This is a genomic window from Pseudomonas sp. SG-MS2 (genome assembly GCF_009933855.1).
GTDB lineage: Bacteria > Pseudomonadota > Gammaproteobacteria > Pseudomonadales > Pseudomonadaceae > Aquipseudomonas > Aquipseudomonas putida_E.
The window spans coordinates 16,430-40,794 of sequence record NZ_MOMO01000257.1; the positions used below are offsets into that span (position 1 = coordinate 16,430).

A 24,365-nucleotide genomic window follows, 5' to 3' on the forward strand; every position below is an offset into this window, starting at 1 on the left:
GGTCCGTGCCACCCGCCAGCCTGCAGGCCGGCCCGAACGATTCGCGGCAGGCCGCAGGCTTACAGATTTCCATTAGCCACGCCCGCTCACGCGGGCCAACGAAGAACTTTGAACAATGGCCACTATCCACGTAGACGGCAAAGCGCTCGAAGTCAACGGTGCAGACAACCTGTTACAGGCGTGTCTGTCGCTCGGCCTCGACATCCCCTATTTCTGCTGGCACCCGGCGCTTGGAAGCGTTGGCGCCTGTCGGCAGTGTGCGGTCAAGCAGTACACCGACGAGAACGACACCCGTGGTCGTATCGTCATGTCCTGCATGACCCCTGCCTCCGACGGCACCTGGATTTCCATCGACGATGACGAATCCAAGGCGTTTCGCGCCAGCGTCGTCGAATGGCTGATGACCAACCACCCGCACGACTGCCCGGTGTGCGAGGAAGGCGGCCACTGCCACTTGCAGGACATGACGGTAATGACCGGCCACAACGAGCGCCGCTACCGTTTCACCAAGCGTACCCACCAGAACCAGGACCTCGGCCCGTTCATCGCTCACGAGATGAACCGCTGCATCGCCTGCTACCGCTGCGTGCGCTACTACAAGGACTACGCAGGCGGCACCGACCTGGGTGTCTATGGCGCCCACGACAACGTGTACTTCGGCCGCGTTGAAGACGGCGTGCTGGAAAGCGAATTCTCCGGCAACCTGACCGAGGTCTGCCCGACCGGCGTGTTCACCGACAAGACCCACTCCGAGCGCTACAACCGCAAGTGGGACATGCAGTTTGCCCCAAGCATCTGCCACGGCTGCTCCAGCGGCTGCAACATCAGCCCGGGCGAGCGCTACGGCGAGCTGCGCCGGATCGAGAACCGCTTCAACGGTTCGGTCAACCAGTACTTCCTGTGCGACCGTGGCCGCTTCGGCTATGGCTACGTCAACCGCACCGACCGCCCACGCCAGCCACGCCTGGCCGATGGCACCAAGCTGGGCCTGGACGCGGCACTGGACAAGGCCGCCGACCTGCTGCGCGGCCGCACCATCGTAGGTATCGGCTCGCCCCGCGCCAGCCTGGAAAGCAACTACGGCCTGCGCGAACTGGTCGGTGCCGACTACTTCTACTCGGGTATGGAAGCCGGTGAGCTGGCCCGCGTACGTCTGGCCCTGGACGTGCTGAACAACAGCCCGCTGCCAGTGCCGACCCTACGCGACATCGAAGACCACGACGCGGTGTTCGTGCTCGGCGAAGACCTGACCCAGACCGCCGCCCGCGTTGCCCTGGCAGTGCGTCAAGCAACCAAAGGCAAGGCTGAAGCCATGGCCGAGGCCATGAAAGTGCAGCCTTGGCTCGACGCCGCTGTGAAGAACATCGGCCAGCACGCGCTGTACCCGCTGTTCATCGCCAGCCTGGCTGAAACCAAGCTGGACGACGTTGCCGAAGAATGCGTGCACGCCGCCCCCGCCGACCTGGCCCGCATCGGTTTCGCCGTGGCCCACGCCATCGACCCGAGCGCCCCGGCCGTTGCCGGCCTGGACGACGAAGCCCTGGCCCTGGCCAAGCGCATCGCCGACGCCCTGGTTGCCGCCAAGCGTCCGCTGGTGGTTGCCGGTACTTCGCTGGCCGACCCGGCGCTGATCGAGGCTGCCGCCAACATCGCCAAGGCCCTGAAGCTGCGCGAGAAAAACGGCTCGCTGAGCCTGGTGGTACCTGAGGCCAACAGCCTCGGCCTGGCCATGCTCGGTGGCGAGTCCGCCGATGCCGCGCTGGATGCGGTCATCAGCGGCAAGGCCGACGCCATCGTGGTGCTGGAAAACGACCTGTACACCCGCGTACCGGCCGCCAAGGTCGATGCCGCCCTGGCAGCTGCGAAGGTCGTGATCGTCGCCGACCACTCCAACACAGCCACCCTGGAGCGCGCCCACCTGGTGCTGCCGGCGGCGTCGTTCGCCGAAGGCGACGGTACCCTGGTCAGCCAGGAAGGCCGTGCCCAGCGCTTCTTCCAGGTGTTCGACCCGCAGTACCTGGACAGCAGCATCCTGGTCCACGAAGGCTGGCGCTGGATGCACGCCCTGCGTGCCACCCTGCTGAACAAGCCGGTCGACTGGACCCAGCTGGACCACGTCACCAGCGCCTGCGCCGAAGCTGCCCCGCAACTGGCCGGCATCGTCAACGCGGCGCCTTCTGCTGCGTTCCGCATCAAGGGCATGAAGCTGGCCCGTGAGCCGCTGCGCTACTCCGGCCGTACCGCGATGCGCGCCAACATCAGCGTGCACGAGCCACGCACCCCGCAGGACAAGGACACCGCGTTCGCCTTCTCCATGGAAGGCTACTCGGGCTCCGCCGAACCGCGCCAGCAGGTGCCGTTCGCCTGGTCGCCGGGCTGGAACTCGCCGCAAGCATGGAACAAGTTCCAGGACGAGGTCGGTGGCCACCTGCGTGCCGGTGACCCGGGCGTGCGCCTGATCGAATCGCAAGGCGATCGCCTGACCTGGTTCAACACCATTCCGGGCGCCTTCAACCCGGCCCGTGGCACCTGGACCGCAGTACCGTTCTTCCATCTGTTCGGCAGCGAAGAAAGCTCTTCGCGCGCTGCACCGGTTCAAGAGCGCATCCCTGCCGCCTACGTGGCACTGGCCAAGTCCGAGGCCGACCGCCTGGGCGTCAACGAAGGCGCGCTGCTGAGCCTGAACGTGGCCGGTGTGGCCCTGCGCCTGCCGCTGCGCATCAATGAAGAACTGGGCGCTGGCCTGGTCGCGCTGCCCAAAGGCCTGGCCGGCATCCCGCCGGCCATCTTCGGTGCATCCGTCGAAGGTCTGCAGGAGGCAGCACAATGAGCTGGTTCACCCCCGAAGTGATCGATGTGATCATCCAGGTCGTCAAGGCTATCGTGGTGCTGCTGGCCGTAGTGGTCTGCGGCGCCCTGCTCAGCTTCGTCGAGCGCCGCCTGCTGGGCTGGTGGCAGGACCGCTACGGTCCTAACCGCGTCGGCCCGTTCGGCATGTTCCAGATCGCCGCCGACATGCTGAAGATGTTCTTCAAGGAAGACTGGAACCCGCCCTTCGTCGACAAGATGATTTTCACCCTGGCGCCGGTCGTGGCCATGAGCGCGCTGCTGATCGGCTTCTCGATCATCCCGATCACGCCGGGCTGGGGCGTTGCCGACCTGAACATCGGCCTGCTGTTCTTCTTCGCCATGGCCGGCCTGTCGGTCTACGCCGTGCTGTTTGCCGGCTGGTCGTCGAACAACAAGTATGCCCTGCTGGGCAGCTTGCGCGCCTCGGCTCAGACCGTGTCGTACGAAGTGTTCCTGGGCCTGGCGCTGATGGGCGTGGTGGTGCAGGTGGGCTCGTTCAACATGCGCGACATCGTTGAATACCAGGCCCAGAACCTGTGGTTCATCATTCCGCAGTTCTTCGGCTTCTGCACCTTCTTCATCGCCGGCGTTGCCGTGACTCACCGTCACCCCTTCGACCAGCCAGAAGCGGAACAGGAACTGGCCGACGGCTACCACATCGAGTATGCCGGCATGAAATGGGGCATGTTCTTCGTCGGTGAGTACATCGGCATCATCCTCATCTCGGCGCTGCTGGTGACCCTGTTCTTCGGTGGCTGGCACGGCCCGTTCGGCATCCTGCCGCAAGTGCCGTTCCTGTGGTTCGCGCTGAAAACCGCGTTCTTCATCATGCTGTTCATCCTGCTGCGCGCCTCGATCCCGCGCCCACGCTATGACCAGGTGATGGACTTCAGCTGGAAGTTCTGCCTGCCGCTGACCCTGATCAATTTGCTGGTGACCGCTGCGATCGTGCTTTACAACACGCCAGCCGTCGCGGCCCAGTGAGGATTTGACCCATGTTCAAATATATCGGCGACATCGTTAAGGGCACCGGCACTCAGCTGCGCAGCCTGGCAATGGTGTTCTCCCACGGGTTCCGCAAGCGCGACACCCTGCAGTACCCCGAAGAACCCGTGTACCTGCCGCCGCGCTACCGCGGGCGCATCGTCCTTACCCGCGACCCCGACGGCGAGGAGCGCTGCGTAGCGTGCAACCTCTGCGCGGTGGCCTGCCCGGTCGGCTGCATCTCGCTGCAGAAGGCCGAGACCGAGGACGGCCGCTGGTACCCGGAGTTCTTCCGCATCAACTTCTCGCGCTGCATTTTCTGCGGCCTGTGCGAGGAGGCGTGCCCGACCACCGCAATCCAGCTGACTCCGGATTTCGAAATGGCCGAGTTCAAGCGTCAGGACCTGGTGTACGAGAAAGAAGATCTGCTGATCTCCGGCCCCGGCAAGAACCCTGACTACAACTTCTACCGTGTTGCGGGTATGGCGATCGCTGGCAAGCCGAAAGGCTCTGCGCAGAACGAAGCCGAGCCGATCAACGTGAAGAGCTTGCTCCCATAAGGACAGAAAGATGGAATTCGCTTTCTACTTCGCATCCGGGATCGCCGTGGTCTCCACCCTTCGGGTGGTCACTGGCACCAACCCCGTGCACGCCCTGCTCTACCTGATCATTTCGCTGATTTCCGTGGCAATGATCTTCTTCGCCCTGGGTGCGCCGTTCGCCGGCGCCCTGGAAGTGATCGCCTACGCCGGCGCCATCATGGTGCTGTTCGTCTTCGTGGTGATGATGCTCAACCTGGGGCCGGCCTCGGTCGCCCAGGAACGCGGCTGGCTCAAGCCCGGCATATGGGCAGGGCCGGTGATACTCGGCACCCTGCTGCTGCTTGAGCTGCTGTACGTGCTGTTCGTCACCCCGAGCGGGGCCGGCATCAGCGGCACCACCGTGGGCCCGAAAGAAGTGGGCATCAGCCTGTTCGGCCCGTACCTGCTGGTGGTCGAACTGGCCTCGATGCTGCTGCTCGCCGCAGCCGTCACCGCCTTCCACCTGGGCCGCAACGAGGCGAAGGAGTAAATCATGGGTGCTATCCCTCTCGAGCATGGTCTGGCGGTCGCCGGCATCCTGTTCTGCTTAGGTCTGGTTGGCCTGATGGTCCGCCGCAACATCCTCTTCGTGCTCATGAGCCTGGAAGTCATGATGAACGCCTCTGCCCTGGCGTTCGTCGTCGCCGGTGCCCGTTGGGTCCAGCCCGACGGCCAGGTGATGTTCATTCTGGTGATCAGCCTGGCAGCCGCCGAGGCCAGTATCGGCCTGGCGATCCTGCTGCAGCTGTATCGCCGCTTCCACACTCTCGACATCGATGCTGCCAGTGAGATGCGCGGATGAACCTTCTCTTCCTGACTTTCGTCTTCCCCCTGATCGGCTTTTTGCTGCTGTCGTTCTCGCGCGGGCGGTTCTCGGAGAACCTGTCCGCCCTGATCGGCGTCGGCTCGGTCGGCCTCTCGGCCGCCGTGGCGGCCTACGTCATCTGGCAATTCAATGTCGCCCCGCCTGAAGGCGGCGCGTACAGCCAGCTGTTGTGGCAGTGGATGTCGGTGGACGGCTTCGCGCCGAACTTCACCCTGTACCTGGACGGCCTGTCGGTCACCATGCTTGGCGTGGTCACCGGCGTAGGCTTCCTGATCCATCTGTTCGCCTCCTGGTACATGCGTGGCGAAGCCGGTTACTCGCGCTTCTTCTCGTACACCAACTTGTTCATCGCCAGCATGCTGTTCCTGATCCTGGGCGATAACCTGCTGTTCATCTACTTCGGCTGGGAAGGCGTGGGCCTGTGCTCTTACCTGTTGATCGGTTTCTACTACAGCAACCGCAACAACGGTAATGCAGCACTCAAGGCTTTCATCGTCACCCGTATCGGCGACGTGTTCCTGGCCATCGGCCTGTTCATCCTGTTCGTCCAGCTCGGCACCCTGAACGTGCAGGAGCTGCTGGTGCTGGCACCGCAGAAATTCCAGGCGGGCGACACCTGGATGGTCCTGGCAACCCTGATGCTGCTGGGTGGCGCGGTCGGTAAATCGGCCCAGCTGCCGCTGCAGACCTGGCTGGCCGATGCGATGGCAGGCCCTACCCCGGTTTCGGCACTGATCCACGCCGCCACCATGGTAACCGCAGGCGTATACCTGATCGCCCGTACCAACGGCCTGTTCCTGCTGGCCCCGGACATCCTGCACCTGGTCGGTGTGGTCGGTGGCGTGACCCTGGTGCTGGCCGGTTTCGCCGCGCTGGTGCAGACCGACATCAAACGTATCCTCGCCTACTCGACCATGAGCCAGATCGGCTACATGTTCCTGGCGCTGGGCGTGGGTGCCTGGGACGCGGCAATCTTCCACCTGATGACCCACGCCTTCTTCAAGGCCCTGCTGTTCCTTGCTTCGGGTGCGGTGATCGTTGCCTGCCACCACGAGCAGAACATCTTCAAGATGGGCGGCCTGTGGAAGAAACTGCCGCTGGCCTACGCCAGCTTCGTGGTCGGTGGTGCCGCCCTGGCCGCCCTGCCGATCCTGACCGTAGGCTTCTACTCCAAGGACGAGATCCTCTGGGAAGCCTTCGCCAGCGGCAATACCGGCCTGCTGTACGCCGGCCTGGTCGGTGCGTTCATGACCTCGCTGTACACCTTCCGCCTGATCTTCATCGCCTTCCACGGCGAAGCCAAGACCCAAGCCCACGCCGGCCACGGCATCAGCCACTGGCTGCCGCTGGGCGTGCTGATCGTGCTGTCGACCTTCGTCGGCGCCTGGATCCACCCACCGCTGGCAGGCGTGCTGCCTGAAAGCGCCGGCCATGCCGGCGGTGAAGCCAAGCACTCGCTGGAGATCGCCTCGGGCGCCATCGCCATCGCCGGTATCCTGCTGTCGGCCCTGCTGTTCCTGGGCAAGCGCCGCTTCGCCAGCGCCGTCGCCAACAGCAGCATCGGCCGCGTCCTTTCGGCCTGGTGGTTCGCCGCCTGGGGCTTCGACTGGATCTACGACAAGCTCTTCGTCAAACCTTACCTGCTGATCAGCCACATCCTGCGCAAGGATCCGGTTGACCGCAGCATCGGCCTGATCCCTCGGATGGCCCGTGGCGGCCACGTCGCCATGAGCAAGACCGAGACCGGCCAGCTGCGCTGGTACACCGCCTCGATCGCCGTCGGCGCCGTGCTGGTACTCGGCGCTGTGGTAGTGGCTGCGGTATGACTATGAATCTTGCGACTTTGCCAAAGGAAACCAACCCGTCATGATTTTGCCTTGGCTGATCCTGATCCCTTTCATCGGCGGCTTCCTGTGCTGGCTGGGTGAGCGCTTCGGCTCCACCCTGCCGCGCTGGATCGCGCTGCTGACCATGTCCCTGCTGCTCGGCATCGGCCTGTGGCTGTGGGGCACCGGCGACTACACCCTGGCCCCTGCACCGGGCGCCGAACCTGCCTGGGCACTCGAGTACAAAGTCGAGTGGATCAAGCGCTTCGGCATCAGCATCCACCTGGCCCTCGATGGCCTGTCGCTGCTGATGATCCTGCTCACCGGCCTGCTCGGTGTGCTCTCGGTGCTGTGCTCCTGGAAAGAAATCCAGCGCCACGTCGGCTTCTTCCACCTCAACCTGATGTGGATCCTGGGCGGCGTGGTCGGTGTATTCCTGGCCCTGGACCTGTTCCTGTTCTTCTTCTTCTGGGAAATGATGCTGGTGCCGATGTATTTCCTCATCGCGCTCTGGGGTCACAGCTCGGCAGACGGCAAGAAGACCCGGATCTACGCCGCCACCAAGTTCTTCATCTTCACTCAGGCCAGCGGCCTGATCATGCTGGTGGCGATCCTTGGCCTGGTGCTGGTCAACTACAACACCACCGGCGTGCTCACCTTCAACTACAGCGACCTGCTCAAGGCCGAACTGCCGGCTGGCGTCGAATACCTGCTGATGCTGGGCTTCTTCATCGCCTTCGCGGTCAAGCTGCCGGTGGTGCCGTTCCACTCCTGGCTGCCTGATGCGCACGCCCAGGCACCGACCGCAGGTTCCGTGGACCTGGCGGGCATCTTGCTGAAAACCGCGGCCTACGGCCTGCTGCGTTTCGCCCTGCCGCTGTTCCCAAACGCTTCGGCAGAGTTTGCCCCGATCGCCATGACCCTGGGCCTGATCGGTATCTTCTACGGTGCCTTCCTGGCCTTCGCGCAAACCGACATCAAGCGCCTGATCGCCTTCTCCAGCGTCTCGCACATGGGCTTCGTGCTGATCGGCATCTACTCCGGCAGCCAGCAGGCCCTGCAAGGCGCGGTGATCCAGATGCTGGCCCACGGCCTGTCGGCTGCCGCGCTGTTCATCCTGTCCGGCCAGCTGTACGAGCGCCTGCACACCCGTGACATGCGTCAGATGGGTGGCCTGTGGCACCGCATTGCCTACCTGCCCGCCATCAGCCTGTTCTTCGCCGCTGCATCGCTGGGCCTGCCAGGCACCGGCAACTTCGTCGGCGAGTTCCTGATCCTGATCGGCAGCTTCGCCAGCGTGCCGTGGATCACCGTGATCGCAACCACCGGCCTGGTCTTCGGCTCGGTCTACTCGCTGATCATGATCCACCGTGCCTACTTCGGCCCAAGCAAGAGCGACACCGTGCTGGCCGGCATGGACGGCCGCGAGCTGATCATGGTGCTGGGCCTTGCGGTGCTGCTGATCGTGCTTGGTGTGTACCCGCAGCCGTTCCTCGACACTTCTGCCGCCACCATGAGCGGTGTGCAGCAGTGGCTTGGCTCCGCTTTCACTCAACTCGCTTCGGCCCGGTAAGAGCGCTATGGAATTCACCACTCAACACTTCATCGCATTGGCGCCGATGCTGATCACCACCATCACCACGGTGGTGGTGATGCTGGCGATCGCCTGGAAGCGCAACCACTCGCAGACCTTCCTGTTGTCCACCGTGGGCCTGAACCTGGCCCTGCTGTCGATCCTGCCGGCGCTGAAGGTCGCGCCGCTGGCGGTCACTTCGCTAATCACCATCGACAAGTTCGCCTGCCTGTACATGGCCATCGTACTGGTGGCTACGCTGGCCTGCGTCACACTGGCTCACGCCTATCTCGGTGAAGGCTCCAAGGGCTTCCCCGGGAACCGTGAAGAACTCTACCTGCTGCTGCTGATGTCGGCCCTCGGTGGCCTAGTGCTGGTCAGTGCCAACCACCTGGCCGGCCTGTTCATCGGCCTGGAGCTGCTGTCGGTGCCGGTCTACGGCCTGGTGGCGTACGCCTTCTTCAACAAGCGTTCGCTGGAAGCCGGTATCAAGTACATGGTGCTGTCGGCCGCAGGCTCGGCCTTCCTGCTGTTCGGCATGGCCCTGCTGTATGCCGATGCCGGTAGCCTGAGCTTCGACCAGATCGGCAAAGCCCTGGCCGCCACCAGCATGCCAAGCCTGGTCGCTCAGCTGGGCCTGGGCATGATGCTGGTCGGCCTGGCCTTCAAGCTGTCGCTGGTACCTTTCCACCTGTGGACCCCGGACGTCTACGAAGGCGCCCCGGCCCCGGTCGCCGCGTTCCTGGCCACCGCGAGCAAGGTCGCGGTGTTCGCCGTGGTCGTACGCCTGTTCATGCTCTCCCCTGCTGCCAGCAGCGGCGTGCTGAGCACCGTTCTGGCGGTGATCGCGGTCGCCTCGATCCTGGTCGGTAACCTGCTGGCGCTGACCCAGAGCAACCTCAAGCGTCTGCTCGGTTACTCGTCCATCGCCCACTTCGGCTACCTGCTCATCGCCCTGATCGCCAGCAAGGGCCTGGCCATGGAAGCGATGGGCGTGTACCTGGTCACCTACGTGATCACCAGCCTGGGTGCGTTCGGTGTCATCACCCTGATGTCCTCGCCTTACGGCGGCCGTGACGCCGATGCCCTGTACGAGTACCGCGGCCTGTTCTGGCGCCGCCCGTACCTGACGGCAGTGCTGACCGTGATGATGTTGTCGCTGGCCGGTATCCCGCTGACCGCTGGCTTCATCGGCAAGTTCTACATCATCGCCACTGGCGTCGAGTCGCACCTGTGGTGGCTGGTCGGTGCCCTGGTGATCGGTAGCGCCATCGGCGTTTACTACTACCTGCGTGTGATGGTCACCCTGTACCTGGTCGAGCCGAACCTGCGCCGCCACGATGCGCCGCTGAAGTGGGAACAGCGCACTGGCGGCGTCATGCTGCTGGCCATTGCCATTCTCGCCTTCGTACTGGGTGTCTACCCGCAGCCGTTGCTGGAAATGGTCCAGCAGGCTGGCCTGCAACTGATCGGCTGATCGAACAGGCAATAGCAAACACCCCGCTCATGCGGGGTGTTTTTTTATCTGCGCTGCAAACCGTGCCGGCTACGCTACCGTTCCGCTTGCCTGCCTGACGCAACATCGTCACTGCGGCGCAGTGCCGTCCTGCGTAAATCACTGCTGGCCGATGGCAAGTACACATCCGGATTAGGCATTCCACTGGGTGACAGTTCATGGGTCATTTCGAACTCGGCCCTCACCGACCAACCACACGCCTCCGTGGTGCATTGCAAATAGGCCACTCTAAGGAAAATATGGCGACCTTCGCTGGTGCGTATGCGCATCCGGCTATGGCAGTGAGGGCAGACCAGTTTGTAAGTACTCACGGTAGATACCTGCTAAGGCCGAGCAATGGCAGAAGCTGTAAGGTTGATCGTCCATTTGTGTCAGTATTGCCTACTGTATAAGAAAGGCTTTTCATCAAACTGCTGTTCATGCCGATAAAGTTCCTCATATTGCAGGGTTATTATTCATAACGAGTAGTTTAAGCCCAGGGAATGTCATTAAACCAGCAATGGATATCTGTTATGAGTAGCCGTTTTTTCGCCTCGGTGCTGGCCCGCCTCAAGCAACTTACCCAGTCCGAAAGCGACGCTCAGCTGGCCCGAGCGCTTGGTATAAGCCCGCAAACACTGAGCAGCTGGAAGGTACGCGAGAGCATTCCATACTCATTATGCGTAGATATGGCCCGACAGCATGCCTGCTCGCTGGACTGGCTGCTGATGGGTGAGCGCGAGCGTACCTTGCACACAGGTGAAAGCTGGGAAGATGACATCCTCGAACGTTTGCGCAGCCTTTCATTCGCCGACCGCGAGGCCACGCTGCTGTACATCAAGGACAAACAGCGCATCCAGGAGCTGGAGAAGAAACTGGGTGCACTTGCCTACCGTGTGCCGGATACCTCCGAAGGCTAACTGCGACGGCGCCAACGCTGCACGATTTCACGAAGGTCCACCGAGTCCAGCCACACCATGACCTTGAGGCTGATCGGGACCACCACGACCGCCGCCACGAAAGCAGCCATGCCCCGGGAAAGCATGGGGGCCAAAGCTTGCAACAGCGGCTCGAACAGGTAGCCCACGCCAACGGTGAGAAGGGCCAGCAAGGCTTGCTTGCCCAACGTAAGCCGCTTGCGCGAAACGATGACCAGCCGATCACGTGCCGCGCTGACCAGTAAAGCGCCCAACACTGCACCGAAAAGCACCCGCCCGTCGCGCTCGAGCCACTCCACAACGCAGGACAGGGCACCATCAATCAATGCGACTTCATTCATGAGTGCCTCACTGCTCTGCAAGCATGCCGTAGCGAATGGCCTTGATCACGGCGGCGACCCGCGTGGATACATCGAATTTGCGCAGGATGTTGCCCACATGGAAATTTACCGTCGACTCCTGGCACTGCAGGATCCGACCGATTTCCCACGAACTCTTGCCATAGGCACACCACAGCAATACCTGCTGCTCTCTGGGGGTCAGGCGAATAGGCGTATCCGCATGGCTATCTTCGATCTGTTGCGTGTTGGCACTCATCACCGAACTCCAAAAAATCATCGCCAGTTCACGTCAGCTATCAGGCTGACGCGGTAGGACTCCACCTTACGAATCCCAAAACACGTGTTCCATTCATACGGTTTGTAAATCGCCGTCCTACACACCCGTCCTCAAATGGCTGCTTTCAATTAAGTGAAACTCTCCGTGCTCTGCACGGCGTTTCGCTCGTCACAACGCCGTTGCCTGCCCTTTTCACCTGGAGTTGTACGATGCGCCCCGTGTTGCCCCCCTCACCTTGCCTTGGCCTTGTGGCCCTTTTCACAGTCGCCCAGCACGCGTCAGCTGCACCTGCGGTCGAACTGGGCGAAGTGCTGATCAGTGACGAAGCACATAGCGAACTGGAAGACGCCCGCGCGCGCCTGCAGGCAGTACCCGGCGCCAGCAACCTGGTGGACATGCAGCGTGTGGGGCTAGGACGGGTGGCCAGCAACCAGGACGTGCTGGCCTACCAGCCTGGGGTGTTCGCACAGTCTGCAGGTAACGATGGCATCAAGCTGTCCATCCGCGGGTCAGGCATCAACCGTGCGCCCGGAGCCCACGGTTCAGGGGTGTACACGATGTTCGACGGCCTGCCGCTGACCGGCCCGGGCGGTACACCTTACGAGCTGTTCGAGCCGCTGTGGCTGAGCCGCGCCGAAGTGCTGAGAGGGGCCAACGGTTTCGATCAGGGCGCGCTGGCACTGGGTGGCGCAATCAACTATGTGACGCCTACCGGTTACGACGCCGCGCCATTGCAGGTGCGGTACGAGGCCGGCAGCCGCGGCTATCAGCACAGGCACGTCAGCTCGGGTCAGGTATTGGGCAACCTCGACTACTACGTGGCCCTCACCGATTCGGAATACGACGGCTACCAGGCGCACAGCAGCGGCAGCGCCAAAGGCATCGCCGCCAACGTGGGTTATCGTTTCAACCCCAACCTGGAAACGCGCTTCTACCTGCGCTACCGGGAAACCGAGAATGAGTTGGCCGGGCGCCTGACCAAGGACCAGATCAAGCACGACCCGCGTGCCGCAAACGCCGCCTACCTGGCGCGCGACGACAGCCGGCCGCAACCGGGCAGTACCTGGGTGGCCAACAAGACCACCTTCTACCTTGAGGACGATGCCCGGGTGGAAGCCGGGCTGGTGTACCACGACTTCCCCATGGACCTGCGCGAAGGCCCGATGCGCCTGAAGGTCGCCTACACCGATGTCAGCGGCACCCTGAACTACATGCGCCGCGACACCTTGCTGGGCCATCAGAGCAACACCACCGTGGGCTGGCGAACCACCAAGCACCTGCCCAACAGCGGCGCCTCGCAGTTTGCCCGTACCACTGGCGACAACTTCGGCGCACGCAGCCGCGACTTCAGCTATCAGGGGTCGGATACTGTCCTGCATGTCGGCAACGATCTGGAACTGATCCCGGACCTGTGGCTGACCACTGGCCTGGCGATGATCTATACCCGCCGTGAAAGCGCAGTCACCTATCCGCAGAACGGTGGAAAGGTCAGCCAGCATGACTGGGACTACGCACCGCGCCTGGGCCTGCGCTACGACATCAACCCGCAACTGCAGGTGTATGGCAACCTGAGCCGGTCCGTCGAGCCACCCCACCCATGGTCACTGATCTGGAGCTCCACGGTCGCCACGCAGCCGATCGAACTGCAAAACCAGACAGCCACTACGCTGGAACTGGGCGCGCGCGGTGATTCGGCCCTGGGCCGCTGGGACCTGGCCTGGTACTACTCGCAAGTGCGCCATGAACTGTTGGCCGTTGAAATCGAGGCAGGCCTCCCGGCCAAGGAGGTCAATGCCAGCGCCACCGTGCACCAGGGCGTCGAAGCCGGCCTGGACAGCACCCTCTGGGAGCACCCTGGTACTGGCAAGCTCAGCTTGCGCCAGGCCTACACGTTCAGTGATTTCCACTACCGGGACGATGACACCTTCGGCGACAACCGCCTGCCTGGCATTCCCATGCATTACTACCAGGCCGAACTGCGCTACGACTGGCCAAGCGGCTTCCACGCCGGGGTCAACACGCAGATGGCGTCCAAGGTGCAAGTCGATTACGCCAACAGTTACCACGCCGATGCCTACGCCCTGCTCGGTGCGCGCCTGGGCTGGGACTCGCCGAAACAGGACTGGCAGACCTGGCTGGACCTGCGCAACCTGACCAACAAGCGCTATGCGGCGACGGTAACGCCGGGGTACGACGATGCAGGGCAAGACATTGCCCGGTCGACGCCAGGGGAAGGGTTTGGCGTATACGCCGGGGTTTCATACAGCTTGCGTTGAAACGCTGCAAGGGCTGCGTGGCAGCCCCTATTGAGGCAACTGCACCTGCGGCTTGGTCGCGGCGAAAATCCCCCAGCTCGACATGAACAGCGCCGCGATCAGCGGCCCGATCACAAACCCGTTGAGCCCGAATACGGCCAACCCACCCAAGGTGGACACCAGGATCATGTAGTCGGGCATACGCGTATCCTTGCCCACCAGGATCGGCCGCAGCAGGTTGTCCACCAGGCCAATCACCAGCACGCCAAACGCGGTCAGGATCACCCCTTGCAAGATCGCCCCGGTCAACAGGAAATACGCCGCCACCGGCGCCCAGACGATCCCCGCGCCCACTGCCGGCAGCAGTGACAGAAACGCCATCATCACCGCCCAGACCAGCGCGCTGGGAATATCCAGCACCCAGAAGATGAAACCACCCAAGGCGCCTTGGGTGATCGCCACCAGCACATTGCCCTTCACCGTGGCGCGCACCACACGGTTGAACTTCAACTGCAGGCGGCGCTTCTGGTGCTCTGGCAGCGGCACGGCCAGGCGTACCCGCCGCGCCACGTCCGCGCCCTCACGCAGAAAGAAGAACAACAGGTAAAGCATGATGCCGAAACTGATCAGAAACTCGAAGGTGCCCTGGCCGAAACTGAAGGCCTGGGTGGCCAGCATCTCGCTGCCCTGGGTGGCCCATTTGGTGATCTTGTCGCGCAGCCCCTCCAGGTTGCCCATGCCCATGCTGTCCAGGCTGTGCTGCATGAAAGGCGGCAGCATGTTCATGCCGCGCTCGACATAGCCGGCGATATCCAGTTGCCCGCTCTCGATCCGCTGGTAAAGGGTGGCGCCCTCCTGCACCAGCAAGGCGCTGGTGATGATCACTGGCAAAATGGCCACCAACAGGCAAATCAGCAAGGTGGTGGCCGCCGCCAGGTTACGCCGCCTGCCAAAGCGCATCAGCAGGTTTCGCTGCAGCGGCGCGAACAGGATGCCGAGGATCACCGCCCAGAAGATGGCGCCATAGTACGGCAGCAGGATCCAGCCGAAGGCAATGGTCACCAGCGCCAGCAATACTGCCAGGGCCTTGTTCTGCAAAGCGGTTTGGTTCATGGCGGTTCCTCTTGAGTGCTGGACATTAGTGCACACCAATTTGGTAAAAGTGCCATGCCCACCTTGATTCAAATCAATACGCGCAACGCAGGCCGGCCTTAGCATCCGCGCCTTTGCCCCGGTGCGCACATGAACATCCCCGCCAAGCCTGAACTGCTGGCCCCTGCCGGCACCCTCAAGACCATGCGCTATGCATTCGCCTACGGCGCCGACGCGGTCTACGCCGGCCAGCCCCGCTACAGCCTGCGGGTGCGCAACAACGAATTCGACCATGCCAACCTGGCGCTGGGCATCCAGGAGGCCCATGCACAGGGCAAGCGCTTCTACGTGGTGGTGAACATCGCGCCGCACAACGCCAAGCTCAAGACCTTTCTCAAGGACCTGGCGCCGGTGATCGACATGGCGCCCGATGCGCTGATCATGTCCGACCCCGGCCTGATCATGCTGGTGCGCCAGCACTTCCCGCAGATGCCTGTGCACCTCTCAGTACAGGCCAATACGGTCAACTGGGCCAGCGTGCAGTTCTGGCAGCAACTTGGCCTGAGCCGGGTGATCCTGTCGCGGGAGCTGTCGCTCGAAGAGATCGGCGAAATCCGCCAGCACGTGCCTGACATGGAACTGGAAGTGTTCGTCCATGGCGCCCTGTGCATGGCGTACTCTGGGCGCTGCCTGCTGTCGGGTTACCTCAACAAGCGTGATGCCAACCAGGGCACCTGTACCAACGCCTGCCGCTGGAAGTACAACGCGACTCCCGCTACCGAAAACGCTGCCGGCGACATCGTGCGAGAGGTCGAGCCGACGCTGGGCCTGGGCGCACCGACCGATCAGGTGTTCCTGCTGCACGAAAGCAATCGCCCAGGTACCGAGATGCCCGCCTTCGAGGATGAACACGGCACTTACATCATGAATGCCAAGGACCTGCGCGCCATCCAGCACGTCGAGCGGCTGGCGGCCATGGGCGTGCACTCCTTGAAGATCGAGGGCCGCACCAAGTCGCACTTCTACTGCGCCCGTGCGGTGCAGTCGTACCGCCAGGCCATAGACGATGCCGCTGCCGGGCGCCCCTTCGACAGGGCCCTGATGGACAACCTCGAATCGCTGGCCCAACGTGGCTACACCGAGGGTTTCCTGCGCCGCCATGTGCATGACGAATACCAGAACTACCAGCGGGGCAATTCGCTATCCGAGCGCCAGCAGTTCGTCGGCGAACTGACCGGTGCACGGGTGGACGGCCTGGCCGAGGTCAAGGTGAAGAACCGCTTCGCAGTAGGCGATCATCTGGAGCTGATGACCCCGCGCGGCAACTATCATTTCGACCTGCACAACCTGTACGGTCGCCACCAGCAGGCCATCGACGTGGCGCCCGGGGACGGCCATGTGGTCTACCTGCCGATCCCGGAGCAGGTAGCGCTGGAATACGGCTTGCTGATGCGCGACCTGTGCCAGGACGAACTGGCTGACAAAGGTGTAATGTCCAGTTCAGCCAGCTGACAGTTGCTGGCCGATAGCATGCCAGCGCACATCGCGCCTGCAAGCCGCCTGCGCTATCCTGCAGCTCATTTGCATGGTGGGCGGGGCGCCTGCCTACCCATAGGAGTCGTTCGACCATGCTGCATAAACACCGGATCGCGCTCGGCCTGCTGGCCATCACCGGCCTGGCACAGGCTGGCGAGACCATCGACGTCTACCGCGACCCCAACTGTGGCTGCTGCAAGGCCTGGATCAGCCACCTTCGTGACAATGGCTTTACCGTCAACGACCACGTCGAGCCGAACATGAGCGCCGTCAAGCAGCGGCTCGGCGTGGCGCCGCGGCTGGCTTCATGCCACACCGGGGTGATCGACGGCAAGTTCGTCGAAGGCCACGTCCCGGCCGAGCAGGTGCGCCTGCTGGCCAAGCGCAACGACCTCAAGGGCCTGGCCGTGCCAGGCATGCCGGTGGGTTCGCCAGGCATGGAAATGGGTGATCGCAAGGACGCCTATCAAGTCATCGGGGTAACCCGGGATGGCCAGGACACCGTAGTCGCCAACTACTGATGCTGAGCCTCTGGGCGCTGTTTCTCAGCGCCTTTGGCGCCGCCACACTGCTGCCGCTGCAATCGGAGGCGGTACTGGTGGGCCTGCTGCTGCGTCAACCCGACGCCTGGCTGACCCTGTTGCTGGTCGCCACCCTGGGCAACGTGCTCGGTTCGGTGGTCAACTGGTTGCTGGGCCGGGCCATCGAACACCTGCGCGACAAGCGCTGGTTCCCGTTCAGCGCCCGTCAACTCGAACGCGCCCAGCAACGCTATCAGCGCTGGGGGCAATGGTCGTTGCTGCTGAGCTGGATGCCAGTGATCGGCGACCCGTTGACCCTGATTGCCGGGATCATGCGTGAGCCGTTCTGGCGTTTCGTGCTGCTGGTCACGCTGGCAAAGGGCGGGCGTTACATGGTCGTAGCCGTGATTACCCTGGGTTGGTTTCATGCCTGGTAACACCTTTAACGTTTAAGGTGCCTGCGCGGCTGCTACAGTCGCCAATTCCTACATGGTCCTACACGGAGTGCCCCCATGCTACGCGCAACCGCCCTGGCCTTGGCCTGCCTCATCGGCGCCCCCGCCATCGCCGCCGAATCACCCACCTACGGCAAGCAGCTCGAAGGCTTCAGCTACCCGCACCCCCTCAAGCATTTCGACTTCCAGTCCCAGGGGCAGAGCCTGCAGATGGGCTACATGGACGTGCCTGCCAAAGGCCAGGCCAACGGCCATAGCGTGGTGCTGATGCATGGCAAGAACTTCTGCGCCGCCACCTGGGAAACCACCATCGATGCGTTGAGCCAGGCCGGCTACCGAGTCATCGCGCCCGACCAGGTCGGCTTCTGCACTTCAAGCAAGCCAGGGTATTACCAATACAGCTTCCATCAGTTGGCCAGCAACACCCATGCCCTGCTGGAGCAGCTGGGCGTCAAGCAAGCGATCATCCTCGGCCATTCCACCGGCGGCATGCTCGCCACCCGTTACGCGTTGATGTACCCACAACAGGTCGAGCGCCTGGCCATGGTCAACCCGATCGGCCTGGAAGACTGGAAGGCCCTCGGCGTGCCCTACCGCACGGTGGACCAGTGGTATGCCCGCGAACTCAAGCTCGATGCCGACGGCGTACGTGAATACGAGCGCAAGACCTATTACGCCGGGCGCTGGAAACCTGAGTACGAGCGTTGGGTACAGATGCTGGCGGGGCTGAACAAGGGCCCTGGGCATGAAGCCGTGGCGTGGAACTCGGCACTGATCTACGACATGATCTTCACCCAGCCGGTGTACCACGAGTTCAAAGACTTGAAGATGCCAACCCTGCTGCTGATCGGCGACCAGGACAGCACGGCCATTGGCAGTGACATCGCACCGCCAGAGGTCAAGGCGCGGCTGGGCAAGTACAAGGAGCTGGGGCCGCACGTGGCCGAGCTGATTCCACAAGGCGAGCTGGTGACCTTCGAGGGCATGGGGCACGCGCCGCAGATCGAGGAGCCACGGCGCTTCAACAACACCCTGATCGAGTGGCTTGGGCGCTGAGGATATGATGGGGCGCATTGGGTGTCGGGGGCTGCCGGGGGCATGCCACGGGCATTTGCTGCGCCCTTTGGATTGAACGCAGCCGTCGCGGCGCATCGCGGCCCCCCCCCCCGCATTTGTTGCAGCGTGCCACTGATGATAGGCGATGGTTACCATGCCTTGCCTGGTGGGTGCGATTCATCGACTGGCGCAATGAAAATTCCCTGCTAAATTTTCATGAAAATAATCATAAAAAATTTCATGAGGCCAAGGCATGTTCAAGCAATCCGCACAGCACGTCGCCAGTTATTACGCCCGCACCTACCCTGCCAGCATTCCCCTGCGCCCTACCCTGCAAGGCCGGCACGACACCGACGTGATCATCATCGGCGCCGGCTTCAGCGGCCTGCACACTGCCCTGCGCCTGGCCCTGGCGGGTAAGCGTGTGACCCTGCTGGAAGCCAGCCGGGTGGCCTGGGCCGCATCCGGTCGCAATGGGGGCCAGGCGCTGCTGGGCTGGTCGTGCGACATGCCGCCCATCGAGAAAGCCTTGGGCGTGGAACGCAGCCGACGCCTGTGGGACAGCATGTGCTGGGCTGCCGACGAAATGCGTGAACTGCCGCAGCGGCACGGCTTCGATATCGATTACCGGGCCGGTAGCCTCTGGACCTCGGTGCTGCCACGCCGGGTGAAAATGCTGGAACAAGCCCTGCTTGATGCCGAACAGAAATGGGGCTACCAGGCCCTGCGCCTTATCGGCCGTGACGAGTTGCCCCAGTGGATCGACAGCCCGCGCTACCAGGCTGCCCTGTACGACGCCAAGGGCGCGCACCTCAACCCGCTGAAACTGGCCCAAGGCCTGGCCAGCGCGATCGAGGCTGCCGGCGGGCAGATCTTCGAGCAAAGCCAGGTACTCGACTACCAGCAGAGCGCCAATGGCTACATCGCCCGCACCGACCATGGCGAAGTGCACGGTGAGGTGCTGGTGCTGGCCTGCAACGCCTACATCGACCGCCTTGACCGCAACCTGTCGCGCCGGCTGCTGCCGGTGGGCTCCTATCAAGTGGCCACCACGCCACTGGACGCGGATTTCGCCCGGTCGCTGCTACCACGCAACAGTTGCGTGATCGACAACCAGTTCGTACCGGACTATTTCCGCCTCACCCCGGACCACCGCCTGCTGTTCGGCGGCGGCTGCACCTACCTGGGCGGCATTCCCAAGGACGTGGCCAGCGCCACCCGCCCCTACCTTGAGCGTGTGTTCCCACAACTGGCGGGCGTTGCCATCGACTATGCCTGGGGCGGGCATATCGACTGCAGCATCCAGCGCACCCCGGACATCGGCCGCGACGGCCAGCGCTACTGGCTGCAGGGCTTTTCCGGCCATGGCGTGCTGCCAACCCTGGCAGCGGCGCGCGCGGTCAGCGACGCGATCCTGGGCGACGACGACCTGCTGGCGTTGTACCAGGGCATCGACAATGGCCGTTTCCCGGGCGGTGACCTGTTGGCTGCCCCGCTGGAGGCCGCAGCCAAGGCCTGGTACCGGATGCGCGATCATGTCTGAAGACGCCCAGGGCCTGGCCCTGCTGATTCGTGGCCTGCGCAAGCACCGCGGGCTGACCCTCGGCGAGTTGGCGATCAAGGTCAAGCGTTCGCTGGGCTTTCTGTCCCAGGTCGAGCGCGGCCTGTCGCAGCCGACCGTGGCCGACCTCACTGCGATCAGCGAAGCGCTACACGTACCCACCACCTATTTCTACCAGGCCAGCCAGCCGCGCGAACTCGACTGGGTCACCCGCCCCGGTGAACGGCGCACGATCTACTACGCCGAAGGCATCAGCGATGTGCTGGTCTCGCCGACCCTCAACGGCAGCTTTGCGATGCTCGAAAGCCACCTGGCACCCGGCGCCAGCAGTGGCGAGGGGCACCTGGACGACAGCGCCGAGCAAGGCGGTTTCGTTCTCGAAGGCGCGCTGACCCTGTGGCTGGATGGCCACCCGGACGCCGTCACACTCGGCCCCAACGACAGCTTCCAGCTCCCTGCGCACAGCCATTTCCGCTACGCCAACCTGACTGACCAGACGACCCGTGTCCTCTGGGTCTTCCGATGAGAGCACAGCATGACAACGACAACGACAGGCTTTGCCGATCTGCTCAGCGAAGTACGTGCCTTCCGCGCCCGTTACCCCAATGTGCGCCACGTCGACCTGCTGAGCCTGGACATCCCCGGGCATTTCTACGGCAAACGCTACCCCATCGACATGCTCGAAAAGGTTGCCGCCGGCAGCCCGCTGAAACTGCCGCAGAACTGCGTGCTGCTGGGCGTGCAAGGCGGGCTGTTCCCGATTGGCGACTACTGCTTCAACGACGGCGACCCGGACGCCCTGCGGCGCCTGGTGCCCGGCACACTCAAGCCAGTCAGCTGGGAGCGCGAACCGCTGGGCCAGATGCTGATCAGCTCCGACGGCACCGCCTCACCCATCGAGTTCGAGCCCAGGGAGGTGCTCGCCCGCGTGCTGCAGCGCCTGGAACGGCGCGGCATTCGCCCGGTGGTGGCGTTCGAGCTGGAGTTCTACCTGTTCGACCGGGCACTCAAGCAGGGGCTGCCGCAGTTCCCCCACGACCCGTTCAGCGATGACGCGGACGACCAGCCCAACATGCACATCGAACGGCTGTCGCGGTTCAGCGACGTGCTGCGCGACATGGTCGAAACCGCCAACGCGCAAGGGGTCGACGCCAACGTCATCACCGCCGAGCTCGGCCCTGGCCAGTTCGAGATCAACTTCGGCCACTGCGACGACGGCCTGCGTGCCGCCGACTGGGCCGCCCTGTTCTGCCGCAGCACGCGTGGCGTGGCGCTCAAGCACGGGCTGCGCGCCTCGTTCATGAGTAAACCCTACCTGCAGGCGCCAGGCAGCGGCATGCACGTGCATGTCAGCCTGTACGACAAGGCCGGCAACAACCTGCTGGCGGCCGACCAGCAGCGCCCGCTACGCCATGCAGTGGCCGGTTGCCTGGCCTTGCTGCCGCACTGCATGCCGATATTCGCCGCCAACCACAATGCGTTTCGCCGGTACGGCGCCATGGTCAATGCCGCCAGCCGCGCCAGCTGGGGCTTCGAGGACCGTGATGCGTGCATCCGCATCCCCGAGTCGGATGCTTGCAATGTGCGTATCGAGCACCGCCTGGCGGGGGCAGATGCCAACCCGTATCTGGTGCTAGCGGCCATCTTGTGCGGTATGGAGCACGGGCTGGATGCCGCGCTGGAGCCAATTGCGCCGCTCAATGACGATCGCGCCAGCGGGGTCGACTTTCCCAAGGACATGCCCAGCGCAGTCGCAGCCATGCGTGGGCACCCGGCCGTAAATGAAGGGCTGGGGGAAGAGTTCGTGATGGTGTATTGCGAGAACAAGCGCCAGGACCACCTGGCGTTCATGCAGGAGGTGAGTGCCCGCGAGTACCGGTGGTTCCTTTGAAACAGATACTGGCCTCATCGCCGGCTTGCCGGCGAAGAGGCCGGTACTGACAAGACAGAAAACTCTCCTATTCTGAATAGCTCACTCGGCAATCCCCCTGCACAGAGGAGACACGACCATGAGCTACGTCACCACGAAGGATGGCGTTCAGATCTTCTACAAGGACTGGGGCCCGCGCGATGCGCCGGTCATCCACTTCCACCATGGCTGGCCGCTCAGCGCAGACGACTGGGACGCGCAGCTGTTGTTCTTCCTTGGCCAAGGTTTTCGAGTGGTCGCCCACGACCGCCGTGGCCACGGCCGCTCCAGCCAGGTATGGGACGGCCATGACATGGACCACTACGCTGATGACGTGGCCGCCGTGGTCGAGCACCTGGGTATTCAGGGTGCGGTGCATGTCGGTCACTCCACCGGAGGCGGCGAAGTGGTGCGCTACATGGCCCGCTACCCAGGCGACAAGGTGGCCAAAGCGGTGCTGATCGCCGCCGTGCCGCCCTTGATGGTGCAAACGCCAGACAACCCCGGCGGCTTGCCCAAGTCGGTTTTCGACGGGTTCCAGGCACAGGTGGCGAGTAACCGGGCACAGTTTTACCGCGATGTGCCGACCGGCCCGTTCTATGGCTATAACCGGCCCGGTGCCGAGCCGGCCGAGGGGGTCATTGCCAATTGGTGGCGCCAAGGCATGATCGGCAGCGCCAAAGCGCACTACGACGGGATCGTGGCGTTTTCCCAGACTGACTTCACCGAAGACCTGAAGAAGATCCAGCAGCCCGTGCTGGTGATGCATGGTGATGATGACCAGATCGTTCCCTATGAAAATTCCGGCCCGCTGTCGGCCAAGCTGCTGCCCAATGGCACATTGAAGACCTACAAGGGCTTCCCGCACGGTATGCCGACAACCCATGCCGATGTGATCAATGCGGATTTGCTGGCCTTTATCCAGAGCTGATTCGGTTACCTGAATCGGCTCTGCCGTCGGCGGCCGGCCCCCATAGCTACAGCGCTGGCCTTGAAAGGTGTGACGTATCTGGGGGGGGCTAGCTTGCTCCGCGAGAAGCCACAACTCACATTTTTGCCAGTTGTAGTAACCCTCTGGTTGGCGGATCTTCAAAGTACACACCAGGGTGTGTACGAGAAGTCGCCGAGCGGCGATTAGGCCTTTTTCTATTGATGGAACGAAAGGAAGACCTATGGGATACCTACGTAGAAATAGCTTCTTGATCTTCTTGGATTCAGACGCGCCCACGGAGATTAAGACGCATAGCCCGCATGAGATCGCGGAGATCGAGGCCAAGCACAATGAGGCCAAACAGGAGCATATCGAAAGCCTGATCAAACAGTGGGGGCAGGAGGACGAGGAACGCTTACGCAAGATCGTACAAAGTGTTCAGGAGGTCGGTACGGATCAGACGGCCCTCAAGAACTACATTAGCACCACCTTCCGATCCACGAACGAGAAGCACTGGCGTGACTTCGCTTGGGCGGTGCACGAGATTGTGATCTCCAAGGCCACACTCCCGGACAACCGGTATGTCCCCTCGCGCACCTCCGGGAGCACCGTGCGGTTCCGGCCCGACGGTTACCTGGGAGTCAACGTTGCGCTCGCCGGCACTCGGTATGACAAAAAAAAGGAGCAGTATGTAGCGGACGGCTCCTCGCAAGCGAGCCTGTGGGTCAAAGTCGTCGAAGGCTGGGCCAAGGACGGCAACTGGGGCGGGTACCTCCAGATCAGCTGTAGCACTGAAAAGGACAAGTACATCGACTCCAGCAGCGGGTGGGTCAAGCCGGTAGCCTCCAAGCAGGATAAGGTTACGTTCTACGATATGGGCAACTACTACGAGATCTGGCAGAAGGACCGGGAATCGGGTCGACCGCTGACAGTAGAGGGCGATTGCTTGCGCTTCTCCGATGGGGCAACCCCCGGGAAGTGGAACCTACAAGACTCAACCTGGGACTGAGCAACACGGAGTGCCTGTCAAACCATAAACAGGGTGGAATGTTGCTCGGTACAGCACTGGCATCGAGCAACATTCGCCTGGCAAGGACAGTGCGAAGGCAATCGCCGTCGAAGCGACACTTCCGCCAGCGACTGTGGCGCTACCGCATGCGCCAGAGCATGAGCCGACGAGGCAGTTGCAGGGATAATGCGCCGATGGAACGTGTATTTCGCAGCCTTGACCACCAAGGCTACATGACCGGCCAGCAGCCTCAGCGAGACACTAGCCAGTATCTGATGAACCACTACAACTGGATCCGCCCCATCAGTTCAATGATGGACTGGCGCCTGCTTAAGCTGAAGAAAAACTC

23 protein-coding genes and 1 pseudogene are annotated in these 24,365 nt (G+C 62.9%); 20 read left to right on the forward strand and 4 right to left on the reverse strand.

Annotated features, from left to right (window positions below; genetic code table 11):
• The first annotated feature begins 115 nt into the window (after nt 1–115).
• From nuoG to nuoN, 8 genes are read left to right on the forward strand one after another with little or no spacing between them, the layout of a single operon-like run.
• Nucleotides 116–2,830, forward strand: a complete 2,715-nt coding sequence (gene nuoG / locus BLX42_RS24085; protein WP_046787245.1) for an NADH-quinone oxidoreductase subunit NuoG — start codon at nt 116–118, stop codon at nt 2,828–2,830.
• Nucleotides 2,827–3,834: an NADH-quinone oxidoreductase subunit NuoH gene (gene nuoH / locus BLX42_RS24090; protein WP_012273297.1), complete on the forward strand. Its 1,008-nt coding sequence runs from the start codon at nt 2,827–2,829 to the stop codon at nt 3,832–3,834. The genes nuoG and nuoH overlap by 4 nt, the downstream gene beginning before the upstream one ends.
• Nucleotides 3,835–3,845: 11 nt before the next feature.
• Entirely contained in the window at nt 3,846–4,394 is a 549-nt protein-coding gene (gene nuoI, locus BLX42_RS24095) for an NADH-quinone oxidoreductase subunit NuoI (protein ID WP_003251442.1), read from the forward strand.
• Nucleotides 4,395–4,404: 10 nt separating this feature from the next.
• Nucleotides 4,405–4,905 carry an NADH-quinone oxidoreductase subunit J gene (gene nuoJ / locus BLX42_RS24100; RefSeq protein ID WP_012313764.1) on the forward strand — a complete coding sequence of 167 codons (501 nt, stop codon included), beginning with the start codon at nt 4,405–4,407 and terminating at the stop codon, nt 4,903–4,905.
• Nucleotides 4,906–4,908: 3 nt separating this feature from the next.
• Entirely contained in the window at nt 4,909–5,217 is a 309-nt protein-coding gene (nuoK, locus tag BLX42_RS24105) for an NADH-quinone oxidoreductase subunit NuoK (RefSeq protein ID WP_003251446.1), read from the forward strand.
• Nucleotides 5,214–7,067 carry an NADH-quinone oxidoreductase subunit L gene (gene nuoL / locus BLX42_RS24110; RefSeq protein ID WP_046787246.1) on the forward strand — a complete coding sequence of 618 codons (1,854 nt, stop codon included), beginning with the start codon at nt 5,214–5,216 and terminating at the stop codon, nt 7,065–7,067. The genes nuoK and nuoL overlap by 4 nt, the downstream gene beginning before the upstream one ends.
• 40 nt (nt 7,068–7,107) lie before the next feature.
• Nucleotides 7,108–8,640: an NADH-quinone oxidoreductase subunit M gene (nuoM, locus tag BLX42_RS24115; RefSeq protein ID WP_046787247.1), complete on the forward strand. Its 1,533-nt coding sequence runs from the start codon at nt 7,108–7,110 to the stop codon at nt 8,638–8,640.
• Nucleotides 8,641–8,647: 7 nt separating this feature from the next.
• Entirely contained in the window at nt 8,648–10,117 is a 1,470-nt protein-coding gene (gene nuoN, locus BLX42_RS24120) for an NADH-quinone oxidoreductase subunit NuoN (protein WP_115275303.1), read from the forward strand.
• A gap of 74 nt (nt 10,118–10,191) precedes the next feature.
• Here the strand turns inward: nuoN and BLX42_RS24125 are convergent, their stop codons facing one another.
• Nucleotides 10,192–10,467, reverse strand: a complete 276-nt coding sequence (locus BLX42_RS24125; protein ID WP_080952154.1) for an ogr/Delta-like zinc finger family protein — start codon at nt 10,465–10,467, stop codon at nt 10,192–10,194.
• A 201-nt stretch (nt 10,468–10,668) separates the two neighbouring features.
• Between BLX42_RS24125 and BLX42_RS24130 the strand changes: the two genes are divergently transcribed.
• Entirely contained in the window at nt 10,669–11,055 is a 387-nt protein-coding gene (locus BLX42_RS24130) for a helix-turn-helix domain-containing protein (protein WP_161872826.1), read from the forward strand.
• Here BLX42_RS24130 and BLX42_RS24135 read toward each other — a convergent pair.
• Together BLX42_RS24135 and BLX42_RS24140 are read right to left on the reverse strand one after the other, a co-directional pair.
• On the reverse strand, nt 11,052–11,414 hold the full coding sequence (locus tag BLX42_RS24135) for a hypothetical protein (RefSeq protein WP_115275305.1): 363 nt from the start codon (nt 11,412–11,414) through the stop codon (nt 11,052–11,054). The two genes, BLX42_RS24130 and BLX42_RS24135, sit on opposite strands and share 4 nt — an antisense overlap.
• A gap of 7 nt (nt 11,415–11,421) precedes the next feature.
• A complete protein-coding gene (locus BLX42_RS24140) occupies nt 11,422–11,670 on the reverse strand; it encodes a response regulator transcription factor (RefSeq protein WP_161872827.1) in 249 nt (82 codons plus the stop codon).
• Between the two features lie 230 nt (nt 11,671–11,900).
• Here BLX42_RS24140 and BLX42_RS24145 point away from each other — a divergent pair, with 230 nt between their 5' ends.
• Nucleotides 11,901–13,967: a TonB-dependent receptor domain-containing protein gene (locus BLX42_RS24145; protein WP_119688647.1), complete on the forward strand. Its 2,067-nt coding sequence runs from the start codon at nt 11,901–11,903 to the stop codon at nt 13,965–13,967.
• Between the two features lie 27 nt (nt 13,968–13,994).
• Here the strand turns inward: BLX42_RS24145 and BLX42_RS24150 are convergent, their stop codons facing one another.
• Nucleotides 13,995–15,059 (reverse strand): AI-2E family transporter, encoded by a 1,065-nt coding sequence (locus BLX42_RS24150; RefSeq protein ID WP_161872828.1) that lies wholly within the window; start codon nt 15,057–15,059, stop codon nt 13,995–13,997.
• Between the two features lie 129 nt (nt 15,060–15,188).
• On the opposite strand from BLX42_RS24150, the gene yegQ reads away from it, so the two are divergent.
• From yegQ to BLX42_RS24200, 10 genes and pseudogenes are all read left to right on the forward strand, one after another.
• Nucleotides 15,189–16,550 (forward strand): tRNA 5-hydroxyuridine modification protein YegQ, encoded by a 1,362-nt coding sequence (gene yegQ / locus BLX42_RS24155; protein WP_161872829.1) that lies wholly within the window; start codon nt 15,189–15,191, stop codon nt 16,548–16,550.
• 116 nt (nt 16,551–16,666) lie between these two features.
• On the forward strand, nt 16,667–17,095 hold the full coding sequence (locus BLX42_RS24160) for a DUF411 domain-containing protein (RefSeq protein ID WP_161872830.1): 429 nt from the start codon (nt 16,667–16,669) through the stop codon (nt 17,093–17,095).
• Nucleotides 17,095–17,532 (forward strand): YqaA family protein, encoded by a 438-nt coding sequence (locus BLX42_RS24165; protein WP_039604685.1) that lies wholly within the window; start codon nt 17,095–17,097, stop codon nt 17,530–17,532. Before BLX42_RS24160 ends, BLX42_RS24165 begins: the two co-directional genes overlap by 1 nt.
• Nucleotides 17,533–17,607: 75 nt before the next feature.
• Entirely contained in the window at nt 17,608–18,606 is a 999-nt protein-coding gene (locus tag BLX42_RS24170; RefSeq protein WP_161872831.1) for an alpha/beta fold hydrolase, read from the forward strand.
• 253 nt (nt 18,607–18,859) lie between these two features.
• A complete protein-coding gene (locus tag BLX42_RS24175; RefSeq protein WP_046787261.1) occupies nt 18,860–20,149 on the forward strand; it encodes an FAD-binding oxidoreductase in 1,290 nt (429 codons plus the stop codon).
• A complete protein-coding gene (locus BLX42_RS24180) occupies nt 20,142–20,693 on the forward strand; it encodes a helix-turn-helix domain-containing protein (protein WP_012313746.1) in 552 nt (183 codons plus the stop codon). The genes BLX42_RS24175 and BLX42_RS24180 overlap by 8 nt, the downstream gene beginning before the upstream one ends.
• Before the next feature lie 9 nt (nt 20,694–20,702).
• Nucleotides 20,703–22,058 carry a glutamine synthetase family protein gene (locus tag BLX42_RS24185; RefSeq protein ID WP_161872832.1) on the forward strand — a complete coding sequence of 452 codons (1,356 nt, stop codon included), beginning with the start codon at nt 20,703–20,705 and terminating at the stop codon, nt 22,056–22,058.
• A gap of 118 nt (nt 22,059–22,176) precedes the next feature.
• On the forward strand, nt 22,177–23,007 hold the full coding sequence (locus BLX42_RS24190) for an alpha/beta fold hydrolase (RefSeq protein WP_161872833.1): 831 nt from the start codon (nt 22,177–22,179) through the stop codon (nt 23,005–23,007).
• A gap of 241 nt (nt 23,008–23,248) precedes the next feature.
• Nucleotides 23,249–24,016, forward strand: coding sequence for a hypothetical protein (locus BLX42_RS24195; protein ID WP_161872834.1), 768 nt, complete (start codon nt 23,249–23,251; stop codon nt 24,014–24,016).
• A gap of 113 nt (nt 24,017–24,129) precedes the next feature.
• Nucleotides 24,130–24,350 (forward strand): annotated as a pseudogene (locus tag BLX42_RS24200) (IS3 family transposase); the annotation flags it as partial.
• Nucleotides 24,351–24,365: the final 15 nt, after the last annotated feature.

Coding starts and splice junctions, on each gene's coding strand:
- yegQ (WP_161872829.1), top strand. CDS start 15,189: ATGAACATCCCCGCCAAGCCTGAACTGCTGGCCCCTGCCGGCACCCTC.
- BLX42_RS24145 (WP_119688647.1), top strand. CDS start 11,901: ATGCGCCCCGTGTTGCCCCCCTCACCTTGCCTTGGCCTTGTGGCCCTT.
- nuoI (WP_003251442.1), top strand. CDS start 3,846: ATGTTCAAATATATCGGCGACATCGTTAAGGGCACCGGCACTCAGCTG.
- nuoG (WP_046787245.1), top strand. CDS start 116: ATGGCCACTATCCACGTAGACGGCAAAGCGCTCGAAGTCAACGGTGCA.
- BLX42_RS24185 (WP_161872832.1), top strand. CDS start 20,703: ATGACAACGACAACGACAGGCTTTGCCGATCTGCTCAGCGAAGTACGT.
- nuoK (WP_003251446.1), top strand. CDS start 4,909: ATGGGTGCTATCCCTCTCGAGCATGGTCTGGCGGTCGCCGGCATCCTG.
- BLX42_RS24130 (WP_161872826.1), top strand. CDS start 10,669: ATGAGTAGCCGTTTTTTCGCCTCGGTGCTGGCCCGCCTCAAGCAACTT.
- BLX42_RS24175 (WP_046787261.1), top strand. CDS start 18,860: ATGTTCAAGCAATCCGCACAGCACGTCGCCAGTTATTACGCCCGCACC.
- nuoN (WP_115275303.1), top strand. CDS start 8,648: ATGGAATTCACCACTCAACACTTCATCGCATTGGCGCCGATGCTGATC.
- nuoJ (WP_012313764.1), top strand. CDS start 4,405: ATGGAATTCGCTTTCTACTTCGCATCCGGGATCGCCGTGGTCTCCACC.
- BLX42_RS24140 (WP_161872827.1), bottom strand. CDS start 11,670: ATGAGTGCCAACACGCAACAGATCGAAGATAGCCATGCGGATACGCCT.
- BLX42_RS24150 (WP_161872828.1), bottom strand. CDS start 15,059: ATGAACCAAACCGCTTTGCAGAACAAGGCCCTGGCAGTATTGCTGGCG.
- BLX42_RS24160 (WP_161872830.1), top strand. CDS start 16,667: ATGCTGCATAAACACCGGATCGCGCTCGGCCTGCTGGCCATCACCGGC.
- nuoM (WP_046787247.1), top strand. CDS start 7,108: ATGATTTTGCCTTGGCTGATCCTGATCCCTTTCATCGGCGGCTTCCTG.
- BLX42_RS24170 (WP_161872831.1), top strand. CDS start 17,608: ATGCTACGCGCAACCGCCCTGGCCTTGGCCTGCCTCATCGGCGCCCCC.
- nuoH (WP_012273297.1), top strand. CDS start 2,827: ATGAGCTGGTTCACCCCCGAAGTGATCGATGTGATCATCCAGGTCGTC.
- BLX42_RS24180 (WP_012313746.1), top strand. CDS start 20,142: ATGTCTGAAGACGCCCAGGGCCTGGCCCTGCTGATTCGTGGCCTGCGC.
- nuoL (WP_046787246.1), top strand. CDS start 5,214: ATGAACCTTCTCTTCCTGACTTTCGTCTTCCCCCTGATCGGCTTTTTG.
- BLX42_RS24135 (WP_115275305.1), bottom strand. CDS start 11,414: ATGAATGAAGTCGCATTGATTGATGGTGCCCTGTCCTGCGTTGTGGAG.
- BLX42_RS24165 (WP_039604685.1), top strand. CDS start 17,095: ATGCTGAGCCTCTGGGCGCTGTTTCTCAGCGCCTTTGGCGCCGCCACA.
- BLX42_RS24195 (WP_161872834.1), top strand. CDS start 23,249: ATGGGATACCTACGTAGAAATAGCTTCTTGATCTTCTTGGATTCAGAC.
- BLX42_RS24190 (WP_161872833.1), top strand. CDS start 22,177: ATGAGCTACGTCACCACGAAGGATGGCGTTCAGATCTTCTACAAGGAC.